Origin of the sequence: Amycolatopsis sp. FDAARGOS 1241, assembly GCF_016889705.1 — a bacterium.
Classification (GTDB): Bacteria; Actinomycetota; Actinomycetes; order Mycobacteriales; family Pseudonocardiaceae; genus Amycolatopsis.
Genome location: NZ_CP069526.1, coordinates 8,852,675 through 8,874,209, shown reverse-complemented (window position 1 = coordinate 8,874,209; position 21,535 = coordinate 8,852,675). Strand labels below are relative to the sequence as shown.

General features: G+C 68.5%; 23 protein-coding genes and 2 tRNA genes. 16 read left to right on the top strand and 9 right to left on the bottom strand.

All coding sequences use genetic code 11. The features are described from left to right. Positions 1–44 precede the first annotated feature (44 nt). Complete coding sequence (locus tag I6J71_RS43080) at positions 45–533, top strand: FBP domain-containing protein (RefSeq protein WP_204092102.1); 489 nt, start codon at positions 45–47, stop codon at positions 531–533. Here the strand turns inward: I6J71_RS43080 and I6J71_RS43075 are convergent. Then, complete coding sequence (locus I6J71_RS43075) at positions 530–1,171, bottom strand: FadR/GntR family transcriptional regulator (RefSeq protein ID WP_239155585.1); 642 nt, start codon at positions 1,169–1,171, stop codon at positions 530–532. The genes I6J71_RS43080 and I6J71_RS43075 overlap by 4 nt on opposite strands. Positions 1,172–1,290: 119 nt before the next feature. On the opposite strand from I6J71_RS43075, the gene I6J71_RS43070 reads away from it, so the two are divergent. Next, a complete protein-coding gene (locus I6J71_RS43070) occupies positions 1,291–1,641 on the top strand; it encodes a VOC family protein (protein WP_204092100.1) in 351 nt (116 codons plus the stop codon). Positions 1,642–2,172: 531 nt separating this feature from the next. Here I6J71_RS43070 and I6J71_RS43065 read toward each other — a convergent pair. Next, a complete protein-coding gene (locus I6J71_RS43065; RefSeq protein ID WP_204092099.1) occupies positions 2,173–2,733 on the bottom strand; it encodes an SDR family NAD(P)-dependent oxidoreductase in 561 nt (186 codons plus the stop codon). 379 nt (positions 2,734–3,112) lie between these two features. Here I6J71_RS43065 and I6J71_RS43060 point away from each other — a divergent pair, with 379 nt between their 5' ends. Continuing rightward, positions 3,113–3,874, top strand: coding sequence for a sulfite exporter TauE/SafE family protein (locus tag I6J71_RS43060; RefSeq protein WP_204092098.1), 762 nt, complete (start codon positions 3,113–3,115; stop codon positions 3,872–3,874). Here I6J71_RS43060 and I6J71_RS43055 read toward each other — a convergent pair. The 3 genes from I6J71_RS43055 to hisC form a co-directional block, all read right to left on the bottom strand. Further along, positions 3,860–4,051 carry a DUF397 domain-containing protein gene (locus I6J71_RS43055; RefSeq protein ID WP_204092097.1) on the bottom strand — a complete coding sequence of 64 codons (192 nt, stop codon included), beginning with the start codon at positions 4,049–4,051 and terminating at the stop codon, positions 3,860–3,862. The two genes, I6J71_RS43060 and I6J71_RS43055, sit on opposite strands and share 15 nt — an antisense overlap. Continuing rightward, positions 4,038–4,922: a helix-turn-helix transcriptional regulator gene (locus tag I6J71_RS43050; RefSeq protein ID WP_204092096.1), complete on the bottom strand. Its 885-nt coding sequence runs from the start codon at positions 4,920–4,922 to the stop codon at positions 4,038–4,040. Before I6J71_RS43050 ends, I6J71_RS43055 begins: the two co-directional genes overlap by 14 nt. Positions 4,923–5,015: 93 nt before the next feature. Then, the gene (gene hisC / locus I6J71_RS43045) at positions 5,016–6,071 is read right to left on the bottom strand and encodes a histidinol-phosphate transaminase (protein WP_204092095.1); all 1,056 of its coding nucleotides are present in this window, start codon (positions 6,069–6,071) and stop codon (positions 5,016–5,018) included. A gap of 104 nt (positions 6,072–6,175) precedes the next feature. Between hisC and I6J71_RS43040 the strand changes: the two genes are divergently transcribed. The 6 genes from I6J71_RS43040 (at position 6,176) to I6J71_RS43015 (ending at position 12,414) form a co-directional block, all read left to right on the top strand. Continuing rightward, positions 6,176–6,808, top strand: coding sequence for a dienelactone hydrolase family protein (locus I6J71_RS43040; protein ID WP_204092094.1), 633 nt, complete (start codon positions 6,176–6,178; stop codon positions 6,806–6,808). Between the two features lie 41 nt (positions 6,809–6,849). After that, positions 6,850–8,832: an acetoacetate--CoA ligase gene (locus tag I6J71_RS43035; protein ID WP_204092093.1), complete on the top strand. Its 1,983-nt coding sequence runs from the start codon at positions 6,850–6,852 to the stop codon at positions 8,830–8,832. 42 nt (positions 8,833–8,874) lie between these two features. After that, complete coding sequence (locus tag I6J71_RS43030) at positions 8,875–10,584, top strand: phosphatidylglycerol lysyltransferase domain-containing protein (protein ID WP_204092092.1); 1,710 nt, start codon at positions 8,875–8,877, stop codon at positions 10,582–10,584. 77 nt (positions 10,585–10,661) lie between these two features. Further along, positions 10,662–10,751, top strand: a tRNA-Ser gene (locus I6J71_RS43025). A gap of 42 nt (positions 10,752–10,793) precedes the next feature. Next, a tRNA-Arg gene (locus I6J71_RS43020) sits at positions 10,794–10,867 on the top strand. A gap of 137 nt (positions 10,868–11,004) precedes the next feature. Next, positions 11,005–12,414 carry a site-specific integrase gene (locus I6J71_RS43015; protein WP_204092091.1) on the top strand — a complete coding sequence of 470 codons (1,410 nt, stop codon included), beginning with the start codon at positions 11,005–11,007 and terminating at the stop codon, positions 12,412–12,414. Between the two features lie 26 nt (positions 12,415–12,440). Here the strand turns inward: I6J71_RS43015 and I6J71_RS43010 are convergent, their stop codons facing one another. From I6J71_RS43010 to I6J71_RS43000, 3 genes are all read right to left on the bottom strand, one after another. Next, positions 12,441–12,830 carry a hypothetical protein gene (locus I6J71_RS43010; protein WP_204092090.1) on the bottom strand — a complete coding sequence of 130 codons (390 nt, stop codon included), beginning with the start codon at positions 12,828–12,830 and terminating at the stop codon, positions 12,441–12,443. 105 nt (positions 12,831–12,935) lie between these two features. Then, on the bottom strand, positions 12,936–13,739 hold the full coding sequence (locus I6J71_RS43005; protein WP_239155583.1) for a protein phosphatase 2C domain-containing protein: 804 nt from the start codon (positions 13,737–13,739) through the stop codon (positions 12,936–12,938). A gap of 5 nt (positions 13,740–13,744) precedes the next feature. Next, positions 13,745–14,575, bottom strand: coding sequence for a hypothetical protein (locus I6J71_RS43000; protein WP_204092089.1), 831 nt, complete (start codon positions 14,573–14,575; stop codon positions 13,745–13,747). A 131-nt stretch (positions 14,576–14,706) separates the two neighbouring features. On the opposite strand from I6J71_RS43000, the gene I6J71_RS42995 reads away from it, so the two are divergent. The 4 genes from I6J71_RS42995 to I6J71_RS42980 all read left to right on the top strand — a co-directional run bounded on the left by I6J71_RS42995 (position 14,707) and on the right by I6J71_RS42980 (position 18,035). Then, a complete protein-coding gene (locus I6J71_RS42995; protein ID WP_204092088.1) occupies positions 14,707–15,042 on the top strand; it encodes a helix-turn-helix domain-containing protein in 336 nt (111 codons plus the stop codon). 32 nt (positions 15,043–15,074) lie between these two features. After that, the gene (locus I6J71_RS42990; protein WP_204092087.1) at positions 15,075–17,090 is read left to right on the top strand and encodes a type IV secretory system conjugative DNA transfer family protein; all 2,016 of its coding nucleotides are present in this window, start codon (positions 15,075–15,077) and stop codon (positions 17,088–17,090) included. Then, the gene (locus tag I6J71_RS42985; protein WP_204092086.1) at positions 17,087–17,473 is read left to right on the top strand and encodes an SsgA family sporulation/cell division regulator; all 387 of its coding nucleotides are present in this window, start codon (positions 17,087–17,089) and stop codon (positions 17,471–17,473) included. The genes I6J71_RS42990 and I6J71_RS42985 overlap by 4 nt, the downstream gene beginning before the upstream one ends. A gap of 151 nt (positions 17,474–17,624) precedes the next feature. Then, positions 17,625–18,035 (top strand): hypothetical protein, encoded by a 411-nt coding sequence (locus I6J71_RS42980; RefSeq protein WP_204092085.1) that lies wholly within the window; start codon positions 17,625–17,627, stop codon positions 18,033–18,035. Positions 18,036–18,079: 44 nt separating this feature from the next. Here the strand turns inward: I6J71_RS42980 and I6J71_RS42975 are convergent, their stop codons facing one another. Continuing rightward, positions 18,080–18,550, bottom strand: coding sequence for a hypothetical protein (locus I6J71_RS42975; protein ID WP_239154237.1), 471 nt, complete (start codon positions 18,548–18,550; stop codon positions 18,080–18,082). Positions 18,551–18,806: 256 nt separating this feature from the next. Between I6J71_RS42975 and I6J71_RS42970 the strand changes: the two genes are divergently transcribed. The 3 genes from I6J71_RS42970 to I6J71_RS42960 are packed head-to-tail and all read left to right on the top strand — an operon-like array spanning position 18,807 to position 21,441. Continuing rightward, a complete protein-coding gene (locus I6J71_RS42970) occupies positions 18,807–19,556 on the top strand; it encodes a hypothetical protein (protein ID WP_239154236.1) in 750 nt (249 codons plus the stop codon). Further along, positions 19,553–20,503 carry a hypothetical protein gene (locus tag I6J71_RS42965; RefSeq protein ID WP_204092084.1) on the top strand — a complete coding sequence of 317 codons (951 nt, stop codon included), beginning with the start codon at positions 19,553–19,555 and terminating at the stop codon, positions 20,501–20,503. Before I6J71_RS42970 ends, I6J71_RS42965 begins: the two co-directional genes overlap by 4 nt. Further along, positions 20,500–21,441, top strand: coding sequence for a DUF2637 domain-containing protein (locus tag I6J71_RS42960; RefSeq protein WP_204092083.1), 942 nt, complete (start codon positions 20,500–20,502; stop codon positions 21,439–21,441). Before I6J71_RS42965 ends, I6J71_RS42960 begins: the two co-directional genes overlap by 4 nt. Positions 21,442–21,535: the final 94 nt, after the last annotated feature.

Sequence of the window (21,535 nt, the reverse complement as noted above, 5' to 3'; positions counted from 1 at the left end):
AAAGGCGTGGCAGGTCTCGCGGGCCGGTGGTTACCGTGCTGGCCATGCAACCCCTCGACGCCGACCAGATCCGCGCGTCCTTCGTGAACTGCTCCCGCGGCGAGGCCAAGTCGGTCACGATCCCGGCCGGCGTCCCGTGGGCCGCCCGCGACTTCCTCGGCTGGCGCGACCCGAAGGCGCCCGCACGCGCGTACCTCGTGGTGCCCTACCGGGACGAGATCGTGGGCCTGTCCTTGCGCGCGGCGCCCCCGCCTTCGTCGCGGTTGCGCAGCAACATGTGCGGCTTCTGCGCGACCACCCACGCGCTGTCCGACGTCACCCTGTTCACCGGCCGCCGCGCCGGCAAGCTCGGCCGCGAGGGCAACACGCTGGGCACGTACGTGTGCTCGAACCTGTCGTGCAGTGCATACGTGCGCGGGGAACTCAAGCCGGACGTGCCCCAGCCCAAGGAAACGCTCTCGATCGACGACCGCGTGGCGCGGCTGGAGGACAAGGTGCAGCGGTTCGTGGCGCGGATTCTCGAGTCGCGTTAGCCGGCGCCGGTGCCCGCCGCGTAGTCGTGGGCGTAGGTCTTCGCGTCCAGCAGGTGCTTGAGGGTGATCTCGCGCGCGGCGGGCCCGTCGGAGCGGCGGATGGCCTCCAGGATCGCCCGGTGCTCGTCCACGGCCTTGCGGATCTGGCCCGGCAGCCGCAACGCGGCGCGGCGTTCTTCGCCGACGAGGGCGAGGACGGAACGCAGCAGGTCGGCGACGTCGTCGTTGCCGGCGTTGCCCGCGATGACCCGGTGGAACTCCGCGTCGGTCGCGATGACGCGCAGCATGTCGCCGGTGTCGGCGGCCGCGGCCATCTCGGCGACGTTGTCCTCCAGCGTCTGGACCGTGCGGGGTGAGTGGCTGTGGGCCAGCCGCTCGGCCAGCGTCGGCTCGACGGTGGCGCGCAGGTCGAACAGCTTGTCGACGAGCTGTTCGTGTTCGGAGAACCAGCTGCTCAGGGGCGCCTCGGTCTGCTCGCGAATGTACGTGCCGGAGCCGGCGCGGATCTGGACGTAGCCGATGGAGTCCAGGACCCGTAGCGCTTGCCGCAGAGACCCGCGGCTGATGCCCAGTTGCTCGCACAGGGCGCGTTCGGCGGGCAGGCGCGAGCCCGGGGGGAGCTCGCCGGAGTCGATCATCGCGCGCAGGTGGTCGACCGTGGCGCTCCAGACCTGTTCGGATTCGTGGGCCACGCGTCCATCCTGGCAGGCGCGGGCGGGCGCGGGAAAATGTCAGTGGTCCGTGCCACGCTGTGCGGGTGGCTGGGAAGTTCAAGGATCTGTGCCTCGACGCGAGGGACCATCAGGCGGTGGCGGACTGGTGGTGCTCCGCGATCGGCTACGTACGGCGGGACTCGGTGCGGGGCGAGGAGCGGCCGGAGGAGTGGCCGGTGCCGATCGTGGATCCGGCGGGGGAAGGGCCGTTGATCTGGGTCAATCCGGTGCCGGAGGGGAAAGTGGTGAAGAACCGGATGCACCTGGATGTGTGGGGTGATCCGGCGGAGTTCGAGGCGCTGGAGGCGCGAGTGGTGCGGGAAAAGGGCGGCGATGTGGAGTGGTGGGTGATGGCGGATGTGGAAGGGAATGAGTTTTGTGTGTTTGAGTTGTGAGGTGTGAGTGCTCGATGCGCTGGGTGATTGGTGCGGTGGGCACCCCGATTTTTGATCGTCACGACGGTCTGGACTTCTTGTCAAGGCGGGAAAGAGTACCTTGACAAGAAGTCCAGACTGCGTGGAAGGCAGGGATCGTGGTGCTGGGAGAGGGCTGGGTGCACACGGATTTTCGTAGAGGTAGTGCGGTTTTTTTGGTGATTAGTGGTTGACGGTGGGGAGGCTGTCGTCGCGTTGGGAATGCCAGTTGTCGCCGGATTGCGGGTGGTCGGTGGAGCGGCTGAGGGATTCCCATTTCTCGTCCGTGGTGATGCGGGCGCGCCAGACTTCGCGGCCGTATTCGTCGGCGTCGCTGCCGGCGAGGAGGCGCAGCGGGGGGGGCGGCGAGGGCGGCTACGCGCAGTACCAAGTCGGCGACCCGCGTGGGGTCGCTGTTTGCCGTCTGTTCGAAGTTCGCCATGGCGCGGGCTGAGGCGCCGACGGTGGCTTCGTAGGGCTCGGAGATCGGTGGGTGGCCGTCGAACTGCCGGCTCAGTTCGTGCGCATGCCGCCCGGTTCCAGCACCGTCACCTTGATGCCGAGCGAACCGACCTCGGCGGCGAGGGCCCCGCTGAAGCCGCCGACGGCCCACTTCGCCGACTGGTGCGCCGTCATACCCGGGCTGCCGATGCGGCCGCCGACGGACGAGATCTGGATGACGCGGCCGCCGCCCCTCCGGCGCAGAACCGGGATCGCGGCCTTGATGACGTAGACGGTGCCGAGGAAGTTCGTCTCGACCTGGCGGCGGAAGACGTCCAGGGTCGTGTCCTCCAGCGACGCGTGGTCGCCCTGGCCGGCGTTGTTGACGACGACGTCGCTGCGGCCGAACGCGTCCACGGCCGAAGCCACGGCGCCAGACGCGGCGGCCGGGTCGGTCACGTCCAGTTGCACCAAGTGCACCTGGTCGCCGAAGCGTTTCTGCAGGTCAGCGAGCGTTTGCGGGTTGCGTGCCGTCGCCACGACCTGGTGGCCGGCGGCCAGCGCGCGTTTGACGATCCGGCGCCCAGGCCACGGGAAGTGCCAGTCGCGAAGAAGATCATCACGTGCCTCCAAGGGGTTAACGCAATCAAGATTGCGTTATGTGTACGTGGCGGAGGGTTTAACGCATCCTGCTTGCGTTTCCAGCAGGACGCGATGGTTTGTCACGCGAACCCCTTGCCTGGTCTCCGGTGGCCGACCCCCTTGCGGTGGTGAAAGGAGGTCGCGTCCTTCGTTCCGATGTGAACGCGGGACCTTCCCGCGCGGTAACGGTAATGGCTGATCGCCCTCGGGCGGAGGCTCTACCGGAGCTGATCGGTGCCCGTCGGGTGGTTCCACCCGGGCGGGAGTTACTCTCGGTGACGCAGGACTTGGGCCCGGGTCGACTGTCTGACTTGCCACATCACGTCGCGGGGTGGGCGGGGGGTGCTTAGGGTCCCGTTGTGAGCGCTTTATGACGTGGTGGCACGCCGTGATCATCTTCGTCGCCGGGGTGTGGGCGGGGACGATCAACGCGGTGGTCGGGTCGGGGACGCTGGTGACGTTCCCCGTGCTCGTGGCGCTGGGGTACTCGCCGCTGACCGCGACGACGTCCAACGCCGTCGGGCTGGCGCCGGGGACCATCAGCGGCGCGTACGGCTACCGCGCGGAGCTCGACGGCTACTGGCCGCAGGTCCTGAGGTTCTCGGTGGCGTCGTTCTTCGGGGCGATCGGCGGGACGATCCTGTTGCTGACGCTCCCGCCGGACGCCTTCGAGACGATCGTCCCCGTGCTCGTCGGGCTCGCCGTCGTGCTGGTGATCGTGCAGCCGAGGGTGTCGAAGTGGGTGCAGAAGCGCCGCGAGACCAACGGGACGGAGCACAAACCCGGCCCGCTGCTCATGGGGCTGCTCTTCCTCATCGGCATCTACGGCGGCTACTTCACCGCCGCGCAGGGCGTGATGTTGATGGCCGTGATGGGCATGCTGCTGTCGGAACCCCTGCAACGGCTCAACGGCACCAAAAACGTCCTCGCCGCCGTCGTCAACGTCGTCGCGGGCGCCATCTACGCGTTCATCGCGCCGGTGAGCTGGCCGGTCATCGGGCTGCTGGCCGTCGGCTCGACGCTCGGCGGGCAGCTCGGCGCGAAGATCGGCCGCCGGCTGTCGCCGACGGTGCTGCGGGCCGTCATCGTCGTGATCGGCCTTGCGGCAGTGGTGCAACTAATCCTGAAGTGACCCGCGCACGAAAGCCAGCCACGCTTCGGCCGGCACGTGCAGTTCGCCCGCCTCGCGGGCCTTCGTGTCCCGGACTCCAACGACCTCGGTGCCCAGCGCGACCTCGACGCAGTCGACGTTGCCGCTGTTGCCGCCGCTGTAGCTGCTCTTGCGCCAGACCTGGTCACGGGAGTTCATCCGGGCCGTCCTTCGCTTGGTCGTACTCGCTTGCCAACGTGGCAAGCCACTCGCGCGAGTCTGCTCCATCCAACGCGAAACCCGCTACTCGCGCCAGCACCTTCCGGTACTCCTCGATGTCCTCCGGCTTCTCCAGGAACAGGTTCGACGTCTGGTTCTCGGTGTAGATGATCGGCCGCTGTCCGTTGTAGCGCATGACCCGGAAGCCGGTCCCGAGAACGCCGTTCGGGCAAGCTGCTTTGGGCACCACCCGAACAACGCAGCGGTCCAGCGAAGAAGCCAGCAGCAGGTGCAGCACCTGTTCATGCATAATCGCGCGATTCGCCACCGGAGCCCGAAGCACCTCCTCATGAATGTAGAAGGTGAAGTACGGCGAATCCTTGCGGCGTAAGAGGGATTGCCGTGCGAGCCGGGCCTGCACCCGAACCTCAATGGCCGCGTCATCGAAATCGGCTGCCCAGCGGAAGATCGCCCGGGCGTACTCTTCGATCTGCAGGATCCCCGGAATGACCAGCGGCTCAAACTGGATGATCTCGCTGGAGCCCGTCTCGGCGACGATGAGCGAGGGAAGCTCGTCGGACAACTGCTCTTCGTGCGGGCGAAGACGGTAACCGTCGTCGGCCTCGTGCACGAGGCCGACCAGGTGCAGCACCTCCTTGCGGGAGGCGCCACAGTTGGCGGCGAAGAGCGTGGCGTCGATTTCGGTGACGCCGCGGGCGCCGCTCTCCATGCGGGAGATCTTGCTCGGCGAAAAGCCGACGCGTTTCGAGAGATCGGCCGCCGTCAGGTTCGCGCGCACGCGAAGCCGCCGGAGTTCGTCGCCGATTTCGCGTTCGCGCGCGGTGGTGTCTCGTTCGGTTGTGCCCGCCATCGGGCAAAACTATGCCCGCGCGCCAAAACCCGGGGAGAGTGACGCGGCAAGATCAGCGGAACGGATGCCGCTCCGCCGGGTCTTGCCACCCCGTCACGCCAGGAATTCCCGGGCGGCGGTCAGGAACTGGTCGTTCTCCTCCGGCGTGCCGATGGTCACGCGGGCGCCGTCGCCGGCGAAGGGGCGGACGACGAGTTTGCGGTCGAGCATGTGCTCCGCGAAGTCCATCGTGCGTTCGCCGAGGGGGAACCACACGAAGTTCGCTTGTGTGGGCGGGATTTCGTAGCCCATGTCGACCAGGGCCGTACGCACGCGGTCGCGCTCGGAGATGATTTCCCGGCAGCGTTCCATGAGCTCGCCGGCGGCGTCGAGGGAAGCCATAGCCGCCACCTGGGCGATGGCGTTCACCGAGAACGTGACGCAGACCTGCCGCAGCGCTTCGGCGATGGCGGGCGAGGCCACGGCGTACCCCACGCGCAGCCCGGCGAGCCCGTACGCCTTGGAGAAAGTGCGCAGCACCGCCACGTTGTCGTGCGTGCGGGTGAACTCGATGCCGTCGGGCACGTCCGCGTCCGTCACGAATTCCTTGTAGGCCTCGTCGAGCACCACGAGCACGTGGGACGGCACGGCGTCGAGGAAGCGCGCGATCTCGTCCCGCTTCACCACGGTACCCGTGGGGTTGTTGGGGTTGCAGACGAACACGAGCTTCGTCCGCTCCGTGATCGCCGCGAGCATCGCGTCGAGGTCCAGGCCGTGGGCGGACGTCAGCGGCACCTGTACCGACTTGGCGTGTGCCACCTGCGTGACGATCGGGTAGGCCTCGAAGGAGCGCCACGGGTACATCGCTTCGTCGCCGGGGCCGCAGACGGCCTGCACGAGCTGCTGGCACAGGGCGACCGAGCCGCAGCCGATCGCGACCTGGTCGACGGCCACGTCGAGGTCGGCGGCGAGCCGCCGGCGCAGGGCGTGCGAGCCGGCGTCGGGGTAGCGGTTGACGTCGGCCATCGCCGCGGTGATGGCGGCCTGCACGCTGGGGAGCGGGCCGCCGGGCACCTCGTTGCTCGCGAGCTTGATCGCGCCTTGGATCGTCCGGCCGGGGACGTACTTCGGCAACGAATCAAGGTCGGGGCGCGGTGCGAGGGACGGCATCGTCGGTTCTCCTCGGGTCTGGCGGGACAGCACGGTCACCGTATCTCGCGACGGCCGATCCACAAAGGTTCCCAATGTTCACCCTGAGGTGATTGCATGAGTCGATGACGTCGACGAGCACCGTGGATTACCAGCGTACCGACGGCCGCGCCCTGCGCCTGACCTTCGCGGAACCCGACGGTGCCCTACGCGGCGGCCTCGTTGTCCTGCACGAAGGCGAAGGCATCACCGACGGCGTGGTTTTCCTCGTGGCCAGCCTGGCCGACGAGGGCTGGCTCACCGTCACGCCGCACATCGCCAGCGGCGAGCAGCTCACGCAGCAGGATCTCCTCGACGCGACCGACATCACACTCGAATGGCTCGTGGAACGCGGCGTCGACGCGGATCTGCGCGGTGTCGTCGGCTTCGACCTCGGCGGGACGGCGGCACTCGTCGTCGCGTCGCACCGGAAGCTCGGGGCCGCGGTCAGCGTCGGCGGCCAGCGCGTGACGGAGCTGCCGCGGCTGCTCGACATCGCCGGGCACGTCACCAGCCCGTGGCTCGGCATGTACGGCGACGCGGGCGACGACGCCGGCGGCGCCGAAGTGGAACAGCTGCGAGAGGCGGCGGCGTCGGCGGAGGTGGCCACGAACGTCGTGCGCTACCCGGGCGCCAACCACCGTTTCGACGCCGACCCCGGCGCGGCCGAAGAGGCCTGGCAGCGCACCCTCGACTGGTTCGACGCCCACCTCCGCTAGGACGCTGGCCGCGGAGGTTAGCGGCAGTTAACATCCTCGGGGTGACCCAGAATGCCGATGTTCCCGAAGTGCTCTGGCGACCCGACCCGAGCCGAGTGTCCGACACCCGAATCGAAGCGTTCCGCCGCTGGCTGCGCGAAGAACGCGGCGCGCCCGTCGACGACGACTACGACTCGCTGTGGCGCTACTCCGTGGAACACGTGCCCGAGTTCTGGGCGGCCGTCGCCGAGTTCTCCGGTGTGCTGTGGCACGACCGCCCGCGCGAAGTCCTGTCCGGCGAGATGCCGAACGCGAAGTGGTTCGACGGCGGCACGCTGAACTACGCGGAGCACGCGCTGAGCCCCGGCGTCGCGGGCGCGGCCAAGGCGGACGACGAGCTCGCCGTGATCTTCCACCGCGAAGACGGCCTCGCCGCGCAGCTCACGTACGGCGAGCTGCGCGCGCAGGTCGCGGCCGCGCGCGGGGCGTTGCGGGCACTGGGCGTCGAGAAGGGCGACCGCGTGGTGGCGCTCGCGCCGAACTGCCCGCAGACGCTCGTCGCGTTCCTCGCCACCGCGAGCCTGGGTGCGATCTGGTCGTCGTGCTCGCCGGACTTCGGGGTGCGCGCGATCTCCGACCGCTTCACGCAGATCGAGCCGAAGGTGCTCATCGCGGTCAACGGCTACGCCTACAACGGCCGCGAGTTCGACGTGCGCCCCACCGTCGAGCGGCTCCGCCACGAAATCCCGTCGCTGAGCGCGACGATCCTGGTCCAGTACGTGGGCGAGGGGACCGTTGACGGCACGCTCGACTGGACTGAGCTGCTCGCCGAGCACGCCGGAGCCGAACTCGCCTACGAGCCGGTGGAGTTCGCGCACCCGCTGTGGGTGCTGTACTCCTCGGGCACCACGGGCCTGCCGAAGGGGATCGTGCAAGGCCACGGCGGCATCGTCGTCGAGCACCTCAAGGCGCTGTCGCTGCAGTCCGACCTCGGGCCGGGTGAGCGGTTCTTCTGGTTCACCACCACCGGCTGGATGATGTGGAACTTCCTCATTTCGGGCCTGCTCGTCGGGACCACCATCGTCCTGTTCGACGGCAGCCCGGGCCACCCGGACCTGAACGCTCTGTGGCACCTGGCCGAGCAGCACCGCGTGACGTACTTCGGCACCTCGGCGCCGTTCATCCAGAGCTGCCTCAAGGCGGGGCTGGAGCCGGCGAAGCGCTACGACCTGAGTGCGTTGCGCGCGTTGGGTTCCACGGGTGCGCCGCTGTCGGTGGAGGGCTTCCGCTGGATCGCCGAGCAGATCGGCAAATCCGTGCAGATCTGCTCGGTGTCGGGCGGCACGGACCTGTGCGCGGCGTTCGTCGCGTCGGCGCCGGACGTGCCCGTGTGGCTCGGCGAGCTGTCGTGCCGGGCGCTCGGTGCGGCCGTCTCGGCGTACGACGAAGCCGGGAAACCACTGGTCGACGAGGTCGGCGAGCTGGTGATCACGGAACCGATGCCGTCGATGCCGGTGTTCTTCTGGAACGACCCCGAGGGCGCGCGGCTGCACGAGGCGTACTTCGACGTGTACCCGGGCGTCTGGCGCCACGGCGACTGGATCCGCGTCACCCCGCGCGGCTCCGCCGTGATCTACGGCCGCAGCGACTCGACGCTCAACCGCGGCGGCGTCCGCATGGGCACGGCCGAGTTCTACCGCGTCGTCGAGGGCTTCGACGAGGTCCTCGACTCCCTGGTCGTGGACACCTCCGCGGCCGGCAACGACGACGGGCAGCTCCTGTGTTTCCTCGTCCTCGCCCCGGGCATCCGGCTGGAAGACGTCGAGGCCAAGTTGCGGAAGGAGCTTCGTAGCGCTCTGTCACCACGGCACGTTCCGGACCGGTTCGTGGTGGTCGGCGAAATCCCCCGTACCTTGAACGGTAAGAAGTGTGAAGTGCCGGTGAAGAAGATACTCTCCGGAGTCGCGCCGGAGAAAGCCGTGAGCAGGGACGCGCTGGCAAACCCGGCCGCGCTCGCTCCGTTCACGGAGCTCGCCGGAAGGTGACGAAGCAGGGGGAAGCATGGCTGGGCCGTACGTGTTGCACGCGTGGTGACGGGGACACGCGCGCAGCACACCTGGCAGGTGGCGGGCGTGACGTCCGTCAAGGCGATCACCTGGGTGACCAGGCTCGCCGGCCTGCTGACTCTCCTGTCGGTGGTGGTGCCCGCCGGCCGTAACCTGCGCGGGCACCTCGCCGAGTGGCTGGAGCTGCCGCAGGAAGCCTCCGTCGCGGCCGCGACCGTGGCGATCGTCACCGGCGTGGTCTTGATCATGCTCGCGGCCGGGCTGCGGCGGCGCAAGCGCCGTGCGTGGCAGCTCGCCGTGGGCTTCACCGTGCTGCTGACGCTGGCGCACCTCGGGCTGCAGCACGTCTTCGGTGCGGGCGTGGTGACGGTGATCCTCCTGATCGGACTGATCGCCAACCGGCACTACTTCATCGCCGAACCCGACCCGGCCACGGGCCGCTGGCGCGCCGTGCGCGTGTTCCTGCAGCTGGTGCTGGCGGGGTTCGTGATCAACGTGGTGCTCCTGTCGGTGGCCGCCGGCCGGATGCTCGACCAGCTGAGCTTCCCGGATCGGCTGGCGCAGTCCGGGCTCGCGCTCGTGGGCGTGAGCGGCCCCGCCGTGTTCCACGGCGTATGGCTGGAGGACCTGTCGGCGGCCGTCGGGCTGCTGTTCAGCATCGCGGCCGTGCTCGTGTCGGCGTACTTCCTGCTGCGCTCGGCGGAGCCGGCGCCGCGGCTGTCGGACGACGAGCTGGCGCGGCTGCACGTGCTCCTGAAGGACCACGGCGAGCGCGACTCGCTGGGCTACTTCGCGCTGCGGCGCGACAAGTTCGCGGTGTTCTCGAAGACGGGCAAGGCGGCCGTGACCTACCGCGTGATCGCCGGCGTCGCCCTCACGTCCGCCGACCCGCTGGGCGACCACGAGGCGTGGCCCGGCGCGATCGAGCAGTACCTGGAGATCTGCAAGCGCAACGCGTGGGTGCCGGCCGCGATGGGTGCGTCGGAGCTCGGCGCCACGGTGTGGGCGCGCTTCGGCCTGGAGGTGCTGGAGATCGGCGACGAGGCCATCGTCGACACCGCCGGCTTCACCCTCGACGGCCGCATCATGCGCGGCGTGCGCCAGGCCGCGTCGCGCACGCGTCGGGCCGGGTACAAGGTGCTGGTGCGGCATTCGGAGGACCTGCGGCCCGGGGAGCTGGCCGAGCTCGTGTCCCTGGCCGCCACCTGGCGCGGCACGGAAACCGAGCGCGGGTTCTCGATGGCCCTGGGGCGCATGGGCGACCCCGGCGCTGTGATCGTGACGGCGGAACAGGGCGGCCGCGTGCGCGGCGTGCTGCAGTTCGTCCCGTGGGGCACGCGCGGGTTGTCACTCGACGTCATGCGCCGCGACCGCGCGGCCGACAACGGCGTGAACGAGCTGATGATCTCGGAACTCCTGACGTATTCGAAGGAACACGGCATCGACCACGTGTCCCTGAACTTCGCCGCGTTCCGGTCGTTGATGGAACAGGGCCAGCGCATCGGCGCGGGACCGGTCGCACGCGTCTCGGCGAAGGTGCTGCACTTCTTCTCGCGCTGGATCCAGATCGAGAGCCTGTACCGCTTCAACGCCAAGTTCCAGCCCCGGTGGGTGCCGCGTTACCTCGTGTACCCGGGCGTCCGCGAACTCCCGCGCGTCGGCATCGCCACCTTCGAGGCCGAGGGCTTGGGCGGCCGTTCCCCCTGGTTGCGGCGGTTGCTGCAACGCTGATCTTGGTTAGTGGGGGGTGCCTTCGCGGGGGGTGTGGGGGGTGTGTAACCTATCTGAGCAGTGGTCGTTCCGGCCCAGGAGGCTTCGCCTAGTCTGGTCTATGGCGCCGCACTGCTAATGCGGTTGGGGGTTACCCCCCCTCCCGGGTTCAAATCCCGGAGCCTCCGCTGGTGCCTGTTTCGGCAGGTGCTAGATTGACAACTGAACAAGCGCCCGTAGCTCAGCTGGATAGAGCATCTGACTACGGATCAGAAGGTCAGGGGTTCGAATCCCTTCGGGCGCACGTCTGGTTGAGACAGCGAGGAACCCCCTGCTAGCAGGGGGTTCCTCTTTTTTGTCTGCCTTGAGCATTCGGTTGGCGGGCCGAAGTATTTGATCTTGGTCCACGCTCTGGTCCACCAGCGCTGCTACCTTGATCGCATGGCAGCGAAGGGGGCAGTCGAGGGCGGCCGGCAGCGCGGGAGCATCCGGAGACACCGGGACAACTTCCAGGTGCGCGTGTCCGCAGGGAAAGATCCAGTCACCGGAGAGCGGATTGTGCTCACCGACTCGGTCGCGATCGAAAGGCCGGGGAACGAGCGGTCGGAGCGCGCGGCCTGGAAAGAGGCCGAGAAGGTCCGGACGCGTCTGCAAGGCGAGGCTGACTCCCTGAAGGTCGCGAGGACGAAGTCGACCTTTGGAGCGCTGCTCGACCAGTGGCTGCCGCAGGCTGAGATCGACCCCACAACTCGCATGAACTACGAGTGGATGATTCGAGATCACATCAGGCCGGTGCTAGGCGATGTCCCGCTGGTGCTGTTGCTCCGCGACGCTTCGGAGCGCCTGGAACGGTTCTATGGTGATCTTCGCCGCTGCCGGAAGCGGTGCGACGGCAGGCCCTTTGTGGAGCACCGTACCGCCGAGCCCCATGAGTGCCGCATCGTGCGCCACCAACGTCCTTCGGGCCGACCGTCCAGCAGTTGGCTTGATGAACACGACTGCGCGGCCGCAGAGTGCGCCGTCATTGAATGTCGGCAACACAAGTGCCAGCCCTACTCCGCATCCTCAGTTCGTTCATTCCACGCGATCATCAGCGGGGCGTTGAGCGCCGCGGTCCGGTGGAATCGCATCCCGTACAACCCGGCGCCGGCGGTCAAGCTGCCCGCCAAACGCAAACCTCAGCCTCGCCCGCCGTCGAGCCACGACATGGCGCGCATTATCGAGGCGGCCCACGAAAGCAGCGCGGAGTGGGGGACCTACGTCTGGCTCTCGGCAGTCACGGGTGCGCGCCGCGGGGAGGTCGTGGCGCTTCAATGGGAGGACATCGACTTCGCGGTGGGAAAGGTGCGCCTCGACGAGAACTTCGTACGAGGTCCGGATGGACTGATCATCAAGGACACGAAGACACACCAATGGCGGCGCGTCTCGCTCGATCCCGAGACCCTTGTGCTCCTGCAGCAGCACAAGGACGCGACCGTCGAGCAGCTGGCGAGCCTGAGACTCGCCCTGACGGGCAAGACCTGGCTCTTCTCCGCTCAGCCCGATTTCAGCAAACCGCGAGATCCGAGTGCCCTCACGCGGAAGTACAAGAAACTCGTCGCGGCGCTGGGGGTCGAGACCCAACTCAAGGAGCTGCGGCACTATTCGGCCACGGAACTCCTGACGTCGGGAACCGATCTGCGCACTGTGGCTGGCCGACTTGGACACGGCGACGGCACGACGACACTTCGCCACTACGCCGCGTGGGTCGGTGCTGCCGATGAAGCAGCAGCTGCGACCATCGGCAGCAAGATGCCGAGGCTTCACCGACGGCCGGAACGTACCCCGGAGACGAGGCGCGGTATCAGCTAACTGAACCTGCACGTGAGTACACCGGATTACTCGGGCGAGTGCCAGAAGTCGCCGTCCCTTCGAAATAGGCGGGAGCTCGCGTCGTTAGCCTGCCGCACCCAGTCGTCGATGAAGGCGCTGTCCGGCTCGGAGGGCCGTTCGAGCCATGCTTGTGCGGCGTGCCGAAGGGCGGTGTGTGCGTCGTGGATCGGAGTCTTTCCGGTCTCGTAGACGTCAGTTAGCTGAGCCCATGCGGTGTAGACAGCCCCGCCGTGCGGCAACCACTCAATGTCGTCGAGCAAGGTTCCCGGGATTTCGTCGGCGGCGTCGTAGGCGTCCCAGAGCTGGACTGCAGCGATCACGGTTCGCGCGAGCGGGTCGACGCGTTGTGTGAAGAGCGCCCACTCGCGCGCGAGATCGTCGTCGTCAGCGTTCACACAGCAACTTTAGGTGTCATCGTGCCGCCGAGCGGCCAACCCGGTGGGTTCCGCGTCGCACATCGACCGGCGGAAACCTGTCGCACATCACCGATGAGACAAACCTTAGACGAGAACGGCAGCCAGCGTCTTGTCGTCACTTACCTTCGCCCGCGGAAGTTTTCGACCGTCGGGATCTTCGTGCCTTTCCCAGTCCTCGCAGAACTTGAGAATCTTCTCAAGCTTCGACGCCCCTTCGTGCGCGCGGGCTTTCCAGTCTGCGAGTCCCAAATGGAACATAGGCCCGTACGCGCCGTCGGTGGCCAGGACGGCCCAAGTGATACGCCCACGCGGGACGGTCAGCGCCAGGGCGTGGTTCGCTGCGTCGGGTTCGGCTTCCGCAATCCAGTACCCCTCGGGTCGGTTTCGCCTCTTGCGCTGTTCCCGCTGCAAATCAGCGAGTAGCTCGCGGTGACGTGCGTCGTAGCCGTGGCCGGCCGCCACGCGGTTGCGGTAGGCACGATGCTCCGGAATGCCGAGGTTGGCGAGGCGGGAGTCGGTCAGGCCGCCTGTTTCGCCATCGTCGTTCCCGTAGTAGATCGCGCTGTCGCCCAGGCTCAACAGGTCGACGCCATCGTCTCGCACGCGGAGCAGACTGACTGTGCTCGATGGAGCGTTACCGGGTTTGAGCTGAAGTTCTTGAGCTGCGGCTTCGATCGCGCTTGCTACCGCTGTTGCGAGTTCGATGTCAGGTTGTTGGTCCAGGCAAGTTCGGATTCCTTCGCCGAGGAGGTCGACGTAGAGGCCCGTCGGCACATCGACGGGCTCGAAGGCGCTTGCGCCATCGAGAACGAGTGCCATGTGGTCGGTGACGACGACACGATCTTGGCTCTCAGCAGGTCCGGGGATTTGCGCGGTCGATACCTGCATTCTGATCACCAGCTGTACGGGCCGGCAACGAGCTCGCTACCCGTGATCGCGGTATCGCTGTCGAAGGTGCACTTGACGATGAGGCTGAACGACGTGTCGCCCTGCGAAGAGAACAGCTCGCGCACATTGGTTTCGAGGTAGTGGAGGACGCCGCTGGAGCCCACCGCGGTGATGCCCGCTACGTGTACCACTACACGATCTTCGTCCCGGTGCCGCGCGAAGTAGCCGAATTCCTCATCCTGTGGCGGATTTGCCAGCCTGGGGGAGAAGTACATCGCACCTGACTCGTGGTCGTCGATTCGCCAGCGTTCGTCTTCACGTGTGAACCCGAGGTGGACGTCTTGCGAGAGAAGGTTCGCGGCCACGGGGGCCGACCGCGGGCCGCAGATAATGATCGAGTCGCCGGCAGGTGGCGTTTCGAGGTCAGGCTCGATGTTGAACGGCTCGGCAGCGAGTGACAGGCCGACGAGGATGCTCTCGGCCTGCGCTCGGGCCGTCAGGTCCGCGGCATCGACGTATGTGCGCATTCGGTGGTCGGTGCCGTGGCGGAGCGGTACTCCCACAGCGACCGGACCGACGCCGAAGAATGCTCGCTCTTGCGCCGGCGCGCTGCCGCGGATCTGCGTGATCCGGCCCTTCGAGATGCCAAGCGCCTTCGCGATCTCGGTGTAGCTCAAGTTGAGGTCGCGGTGCGCCTCTTCGATCGCCGCCTTGCGGAGCCGCGACAGCTCCGTGGCTCGCTGCGTGTAGTGCGTCTGCAGCGCAGCTGCTCGGCGCGCGCGACGAAGGGGGTCGTTGTCGTCGCGCACCGAGTCGAAGTCGTCGACGTCCGCCATGGGCTGAGTTTAGAGGGGGTTGACAGTCTTCGCCTAGGGGGCCTACTCTGCCGTTTATCCCCCCTAAACAAGCTCACGCCGGACATGCACGGCGGCAGAGTTTAGAGGGGGTAAACCGACCGGATGGACCGGTGGTGCTGGCGAAGGGCTTTCACGTGGATCGCGCGTTGCGGGCAGGGGAGTCGGCGGAAATGCCGCATGGACCTGCGCAAACACGGGTAGAACCGACGTTTTACAACGTTGCCGAAGCGGCTGACCTGTTTCGGCTCGATCAGTCGACGATGTATCGCCACCTGCGTTCGGGCAGGTTCCCTGGATTGAAAATCGGTGGCCGCTACGTCGTGCCTCGCGTGGTCGTCGAGCGGCTCGTCAACGACGTGCTCGCGCTCGGCCACTGCATCGACGTTGCTGACTGGGCTGCTCGTTGGAACGAGCGCACGGTCGTCGTCGCGGGGGGTGCGGCCTGATGCGTACGTTCGGTGCGGTTTTGGTGGCGACAGTGTTGATCACCGTGGGTGTCGCGTTGAGCGGTGTGCACGCGAAGCTCGCGGTGATCTGGCCGTGGTTTGTGGTGGCGGGCGTCGCGATGGCGACCTTCCGCCTGGTGGAGTTGACGCGGGGCAACCTGGCCCGGGCGTCGGTGGTGGCCAGCGGTCTGGTGGGCCTGTCGGTGTGGTTTTTCGGCTGGGTGCCGGCGGCGACGCCGGGCTATGACGTGTGGCCGTGGGGCCTGCTGGGTGCGCCAGTGCTGGCGATCGGCGTGGCGGTGATGCTGCGGGGCCGGGGTGGTTCGCGTGGCCTGATCGGGCGGTGGTCGCGTCGTTCGCGTCGGAATGACGGTGTGGCGTCGCGGTGGCAGATCTGGCGGGTGGCGTCGCGGTTCGCGATGCGCCGGAAGGCGAAGTCGTTGAAGCCGAGCCTGCGGCAGGTCTCGTGGTGGCGTCGGTGGCGGACGCCGGTGACGGAGTACGCGACACGGCTGGCTCGGGTGGGCTGGCAGTGGATCTGGTCGCCGGTGGAGGACGTGACGCTGCGAGTAGGTGGTCCTCGCACCGGGAAGACGGGGGAGCTGGGCGGCCGGATCCTGGACGCGCCGGGCGCGGTGATCGCGACCAGCACCCGGACGGACCTGATCGACCTGACCGCCGCGGTGCGGCGGGGCCGGGGCCCGGTGTATGTGTTCAACCCGAGTGGGTTGGGCAAGCTCGACTCGACGATCACGTTCGATCCACTGGCGGGTTGCGCCTCGCCGGTGACCGCAACGCACCGGGCGAGCGACCTGCTGCCGGCCGCCGGCAGCGACGCGGAGCGCGAGTACTGGGTGTCGCAGGCCTCGCGGGCGCTGGCGGCGCTGCTGCACGCCGCGGCGCTGGGCGAGCTGTCGATGCGGGACGTGCTCGGCTGGGTCGCCGACCCGGAGAGTTCGACGGATGAGGTTCTGCGGCTGTTGCGCCGCTCGCCGGAACCGGCGTTCGAGCAGGACGCCCGCCAGTTCCTGACCACGAATGAACGCACCCGTTCCTCGATCACCACGACCGTGATGCCGGCGTTGGGCTGGCTGACCGATCCGACGGCCTCGGCGGCGGCTGAGGGCGGCAGCTTCGACGTGGCGCAACTGCTGGCCGAGCACGGCACCGTCTACATGCTCGGCGCCGAGGAAGGTCACACCGCCCCGTTGGTGGCGGCGCTGACCGCGCACATCGCCCGGGAGGCGCGGCGGATCGCATCGGAGCAGGCCGGTGGCCGGCTGGACCCGGCGCTGACGCTAGTGCTGGACGAGGCCGCCCTGATCTGTCCGATCCCGCTGGACAAGTGGACCGCGGACATGGGTGGCCGCAACGTGACCATCCACATCGGAGCCCAGTCCCGCGCTCAGCTCATCCAGCGGTGGGGGACCACCGGTGCGGGGTCGATCATGACGAACTCGGCGACCGTGCTGATTCTCGGTGGCTCGCGCGACCCGGACGACCTCAACGCCTACTCGATGCTGACGGCCGACCGCGACGAGCAGATCGACACTGAGGACGCCGACGGGAACGTCACCGGCCGCTCGCTGCGCAAGGTACCGGTGCTCTCGCCCGGGCAGATCTCCCAGTTGCCCGCGATGCACGCGGTGGTCATCCGCCGAGGTATGCCCGCCGCCGTCGGGAAGCTGCAGATGGCGTGGAAACGCCGCGACGTCAAGGCCGCCGCCCGCGCCGAGCGCAACGCCGCCCGGATCGAACGCTGGCTGCAGCGCCGCGACGAGTGGGCGATCCGCGTCGCCGCGTTCGTCGACGCCCTGGCCGACAAGGTCGAGCCGTGGCTGGCACGGATGCAGGAGCGCACCGCCAAGCCCGGCACGGACACCACCACCGAGGACGGGGGCGCGTGGCGGCCGGTACACGCGACGGCAACCCGGCTGGACGACGAGGAATCGCTGGCGCGGCTGGATGCCGAGCTGGACGCCGAATTCTCCACCACCCCCGGCAGCGAGCACACCGCTGACGACGAGTCGGAAGGGGAAGGGCGATGACCGCGTTCACGATGCAGCTGCCCGCGCTGATGGAGCGTGCCGGGCACGGCCTGATCTCCGCCGGCTACGACGCGAGCGAACCGTACGCGATCACCTTCGGATTCGACACGGTCCAGCCCGGCCTGGAGTGGGTGATCAGCCGGGACCTGCTGGCTGATGGCCTGATCCACGGGAAGGCCGGCGAGGGCGACGTGAAGGTCACCGCGCGTGGGGACCTGGTCGTGCTCGGTCTGTGCAGCCCGGACGGGTCAGCCGCCGTGGTGCTGCGCCGCGATGACGTCGACATCCTCCTCGACCGCGTCTATCGAATCGTGGCGCGTGGAGCCGAGTCGCAGCACCTGGACTGGTCGGACACGACCGAGTTCCCGGGGGTGGCGCTGTGAACACGGCCCGAGAAGGCGGCCGACCCGATCCGGTTCCGACGGAGCCGGCGTGGGCGCTGCACGACGCGCTGACCAGCCCGGCCGCCGAAGCCCAGCACCGGGCCCGTCTCGCCGCGGCCCGCACCCCCAGATCTCGAAAGAAGGCCACCCGATGATGTTCGCGACGATCAATTGGAAGTTCGACGAACTCGACGAATGCCACACCTTCGCTGCTGACCAGGATCTCTACCTGACGGTGCTGCGCGGCCTGTTCGACCAGGCTCCGAGCACCGTGGCGGCGCTGGTCGAGCTGCACGCTTCGATCCTGCGCCACGCGGAACACGACCTCGACCCCGATGGATACCTCGCTGCGGTGGCAGTGCTGTTCGGGCTGGTCCGGGCGGTGCGGCAGGCCCGCCGCGAGATCCCGGGAGAAGTTGTGCTCACCACCGTGGCCTACCTCGTACAGGCCGCCCGCCTGCGCCGCTACCGCCTTGACTACAGCGGCCACCTCGAGCTGGCCCGCTCATGGCTGGCCCACGCCTTCCTCGTCGGTGACGTCGAAGGTGGTGATCCCCGATGAGGACCATTGGTAACGAGACCTCGGCAGCGCTGGTGACACAGCTGTCACCATGGCGTGCCGCCGAGGCTGGCTGGCCCGCTGTCGACCACGATCAGCTTTTGGGCGGGCCATTCGCGGGCGTAGGAATCAAGGTCATTAGTGGCCTGCCACGACGGCTCTCCCGGCCTGGCCCGATGGAATCTGAACGTCCCGTTCGTCGTGTTCGTGGCGATGATGCAACGCACTGCCACCGGCTCGTCGAGCCCGTTCACCAGCCGGACCACTTCCAAGGCGAAGCCAAGCCCGTGCCGGAGCATCAGTGCTTGGTCTTCCTCGGAGATCACCGGCTCGCCGTCCGCCGACGATCTGACCTTGACCGGCACTGCGTCCTCAAGATGGAAGCTGCTGACAAAGCACTCCCAGCCTGTCAGGTCCGAAAACCGGCCTGGGGGCTCATCAGCCCAGCCCGAGTAGCCCGCGAACAGCAGGACCTCGCCGCGCCGAACGACACCTTCATTGAGAGTCTCACGCAGCATGGGCGCGAGCTCGGCCGGTGGTATGAACGCACCGTTCCCACTCGTCCCGAGTGCTCTGGCCGCGACGTCGTTCATACGCACCGTCAACACGGCAGACAGCGTCTCACCCCCCTCGAGCCGTTGAACGAGGCCCCGATCGACCGGGTGACCCGCGATGAACCTCGCCGGACCGTCCTACCCGACGCGCTCGCTGGCGCGGCCGCCGTGATGGGCCGCTCGCCCTTCGGCTGCCTCCGGACACCTCTGGGAGCTTGACATGAGCACCGACAACAACAACGCCACGTCTACGGGTATCGGCCCCTCGAGCCCGGGCGGCGCCAATGGTTCGGGGCCGGACAGCACGGTGCGTGCGGTGTGGGGGCTGGCCCGCGAGGTCGAGGGCCTGCGCACGCAGTTCGAGGACCAGGTCGGCGAGCTGCGGGCCAAGGTGGAGCCGCTGACAGCGATGCCGGAGAAGGTCTCCACGCTGGCGCGCACCGTCCGCGCGATCGCCGCGCAGCTCGCCGGCGCCGAGTCGGAGGTGCCGTCGTGGTCGTGGCTGGACCTCCCGGCGGACCTCGACCGCGCGCAGACGATGCTGACCGAGTTGACGGTGTGGCTGCGCCAGGTCTTCCTGCGCTATCCCGACGGCGCCGGTGTGTTGCCGGAGTGCTGGATGTGGCACCCCGACGTCGTCGAGGAGCTGGTGTGGTTGGCCGCGGCGTGGCACGCGGCCTACCGCGACGAGGACGCCACCGTCGCCCGTGCCGCGGACTGGCACGACCGCTACCGCCCGGGTGTGGTGCGGCGCATCAAGTCCAGTGCCGGCGGCTGCTCGCTGGAAAACCACGAGCACGACGGCCCCGCGCACCGGCCGGCACCAAGCGTGCCGATGGGCGAAGGCCTGGCCCCCATCGCCCTGTGGTGGGCCGAGGACCGCGACAACCCGGCGCCGGTGCCGACCGCCGAGCAGCTGGCCGCAGCGCAGGCCGCGGCCCGCCAGCGCCGAGGGGGTGTCCGGCGATGAGCGGCAGGGCGTACGAGCCAGACGGGCTCGAAACAGAGGTGTACGCGGCCTTGCACTCCCTGGCTGCGCGGTTCCTGCACGAGGGGGATCGGTTCGAGTGGGACGGCGCGATTTATGTTGCGGACGACTTCGCGGTTGAGCACGACGGGGTCGTCACGGTGCCGTTGGCGCTGAGCGACGGGTCGAACGGATGGGTCGATGTGCCGGCCAACGCCATGGTGGCGCTGTATCACGACGACGTACACGATTCAGCCGGGTCGACCGGCGCCGCAGCGGCGGGAGTGGACTGGACCGTGAACGACGCGGACTGGCGGTGGAACCCGCCGGCGTCCTCCCTCGTGCCCGAGCGCGAACCCGAGCCGGGTAGCTGGATCGCTCGCAACCTCCCGGCGACTCCCGTCCTGGTCGTGCCCGACGACTACGAGCCCGATTACCTCACGGCCGAGGAAGCCGAGCTGGAGCAGCTTGCCGTCGACAACGGCGCGGAAGGTCGACGTCCCTACACCGGGATGGCCGAGCCGATGGTTGTCAACCAGTCCGGCGTGCTGCGCCGTGGGGGCCCCGCCCCTGACGAGACACACGCCCACTGCGTCGGCGAGGACATGGAGGACGACACCTTCGCCGGCTGGTACGTCGGGGAATCAGAGGTTGACGACGCCTTCGACGCCTTCGAGGACTTCCTCGATCCGGTCGACGACGACACGTGGCCGAGCGTCCGCAGCGCAAATCCAATGGTCGCCGAGTTCTGGGCGCGGGTGCCCGCCGAGCCGGAGCCGACGCCGCTCGCCGAGGCGGTCGAGCAATGCGGGCAGGCGGTCGAGGAGGCCGCCGACGCGTCGCACCGCGTCGAGGTCACCGGTGAGGACGCCGAGCGCGCGCAGCGGCTGGCCCGCTGGAGCGCCGAGGACGAGACACACGAGAGCACCGAAGGGTGGGAGCAGGCATGAGCACGCAGGACACGACCCAGAAGACGTCGCGGTGGGCGACGCTGGCGGTGTTCGTGCCCGGCCTACTGGTGGCCCTGGGCGCAGCCGCGGCCACGGCACACGGCCTGTTCGAGGTCGCCGTCGCGTCGGGCGTGCCGGGCGGGATCGCCTGGATTTACCCGCTGATCACCGACGGGCTGGCGATCGTCGCCTACGCGGCCACCTCTCGACTGCAGGATCACGGCCGCCGGTATGCGTGGGCGGTGGTCATCCTCGCTGCCGGGCTGTCGGGGCTGGCCCAGGCGAGTTACCTCGCCGGCGGCGTCGGCGCCGCTCTTGACCCGGCCGCGGGGGAGGCGATGCCGGCGACTTCCGGTCTGCTGCGGTTCGGGGTCGGCGCGTGGCCGGCGCTCGCGGCGGCGATCGTGGCGCACCTGTTGTTCATGCTCGCCACCGCCCGCCGTACGGACGTCGACGCGGCAGTGGACGAGAGCACCGTGCCGGTGCCGGGCGCCGCGGTCGCGGTCGCGGACCGAGTCCCGCCGTCCGCTCCGCTCGCTCAGCCGGACCGTGTCCAGCGTTCCGCCGTTCAGTCACCGTCCGTCCAACCGGGCCCCGTACAACCGGAGGCGTTGAACACGTCCATGCCCCCGGTCCCGGGTGGACGTACAGCCGAGCCGTCCCCGGGCGTCCAGTCGCCGGGCGAGCGCGAGGCCGTCGAGGTGCCCGCGAAGCCGGAGCGTCCGGCCGCGGTGGCGTCCTCGCCGAAGAAGGACCGGGCGCGCGCGGAGGCGCGCAAGCACCAGGCCCGCACCGGCACCCTGCCCACGGTCGACGAACTCATGAAGTCCGCCGATGTCTCGCGAGGCACCGCCGGAACCGCCCTGCAGGAACTTCGGCAACAGCCCGCACCCCTGCACGTGATCACCGAACTCGACACCCAGCAGGCCAACTCATGAACCCAGCACCCCACATCACCACGTCAGTCATCAGGAAGCCACTCAGGAAGACCAAGACTCAGTCACGCACCACGATTCCCAGCTCAAGGACAAA

What these genes read in the sequence shown, in the direction of transcription:
- I6J71_RS43080 (WP_204092102.1), top strand. Translation starts at nt 45, where the DNA reads ATGCAACCCCTCGACGCCGACCAGATCCGCGCGTCCTTCGTGAACTGC.
- I6J71_RS43075 (WP_239155585.1), bottom strand. Translation starts at nt 1,171, where the DNA reads ATGATCGACTCCGGCGAGCTCCCCCCGGGCTCGCGCCTGCCCGCCGAA.
- I6J71_RS43060 (WP_204092098.1), top strand. Translation starts at nt 3,113, where the DNA reads ATGACGTGGTGGCACGCCGTGATCATCTTCGTCGCCGGGGTGTGGGCG.
- I6J71_RS43055 (WP_204092097.1), bottom strand. Translation starts at nt 4,051, where the DNA reads ATGAACTCCCGTGACCAGGTCTGGCGCAAGAGCAGCTACAGCGGCGGC.
- I6J71_RS43050 (WP_204092096.1), bottom strand. Translation starts at nt 4,922, where the DNA reads ATGGCGGGCACAACCGAACGAGACACCACCGCGCGCGAACGCGAAATC.
- hisC (WP_204092095.1), bottom strand. Translation starts at nt 6,071, where the DNA reads ATGCCGTCCCTCGCACCGCGCCCCGACCTTGATTCGTTGCCGAAGTAC.
- I6J71_RS43040 (WP_204092094.1), top strand. Translation starts at nt 6,176, where the DNA reads ATGACGTCGACGAGCACCGTGGATTACCAGCGTACCGACGGCCGCGCC.
- I6J71_RS43015 (WP_204092091.1), top strand. Translation starts at nt 11,005, where the DNA reads ATGGCAGCGAAGGGGGCAGTCGAGGGCGGCCGGCAGCGCGGGAGCATC.
- I6J71_RS43005 (WP_239155583.1), bottom strand. Translation starts at nt 13,739, where the DNA reads ATGCAGGTATCGACCGCGCAAATCCCCGGACCTGCTGAGAGCCAAGAT.
- I6J71_RS43000 (WP_204092089.1), bottom strand. Translation starts at nt 14,575, where the DNA reads ATGGCGGACGTCGACGACTTCGACTCGGTGCGCGACGACAACGACCCC.
- I6J71_RS42985 (WP_204092086.1), top strand. Translation starts at nt 17,087, where the DNA reads ATGACCGCGTTCACGATGCAGCTGCCCGCGCTGATGGAGCGTGCCGGG.
- I6J71_RS42980 (WP_204092085.1), top strand. Translation starts at nt 17,625, where the DNA reads ATGATGTTCGCGACGATCAATTGGAAGTTCGACGAACTCGACGAATGC.
- I6J71_RS42975 (WP_239154237.1), bottom strand. Translation starts at nt 18,550, where the DNA reads ATGCTGCGTGAGACTCTCAATGAAGGTGTCGTTCGGCGCGGCGAGGTC.
- I6J71_RS42970 (WP_239154236.1), top strand. Translation starts at nt 18,807, where the DNA reads ATGAGCACCGACAACAACAACGCCACGTCTACGGGTATCGGCCCCTCG.
- I6J71_RS42965 (WP_204092084.1), top strand. Translation starts at nt 19,553, where the DNA reads ATGAGCGGCAGGGCGTACGAGCCAGACGGGCTCGAAACAGAGGTGTAC.
- I6J71_RS42960 (WP_204092083.1), top strand. Translation starts at nt 20,500, where the DNA reads ATGAGCACGCAGGACACGACCCAGAAGACGTCGCGGTGGGCGACGCTG.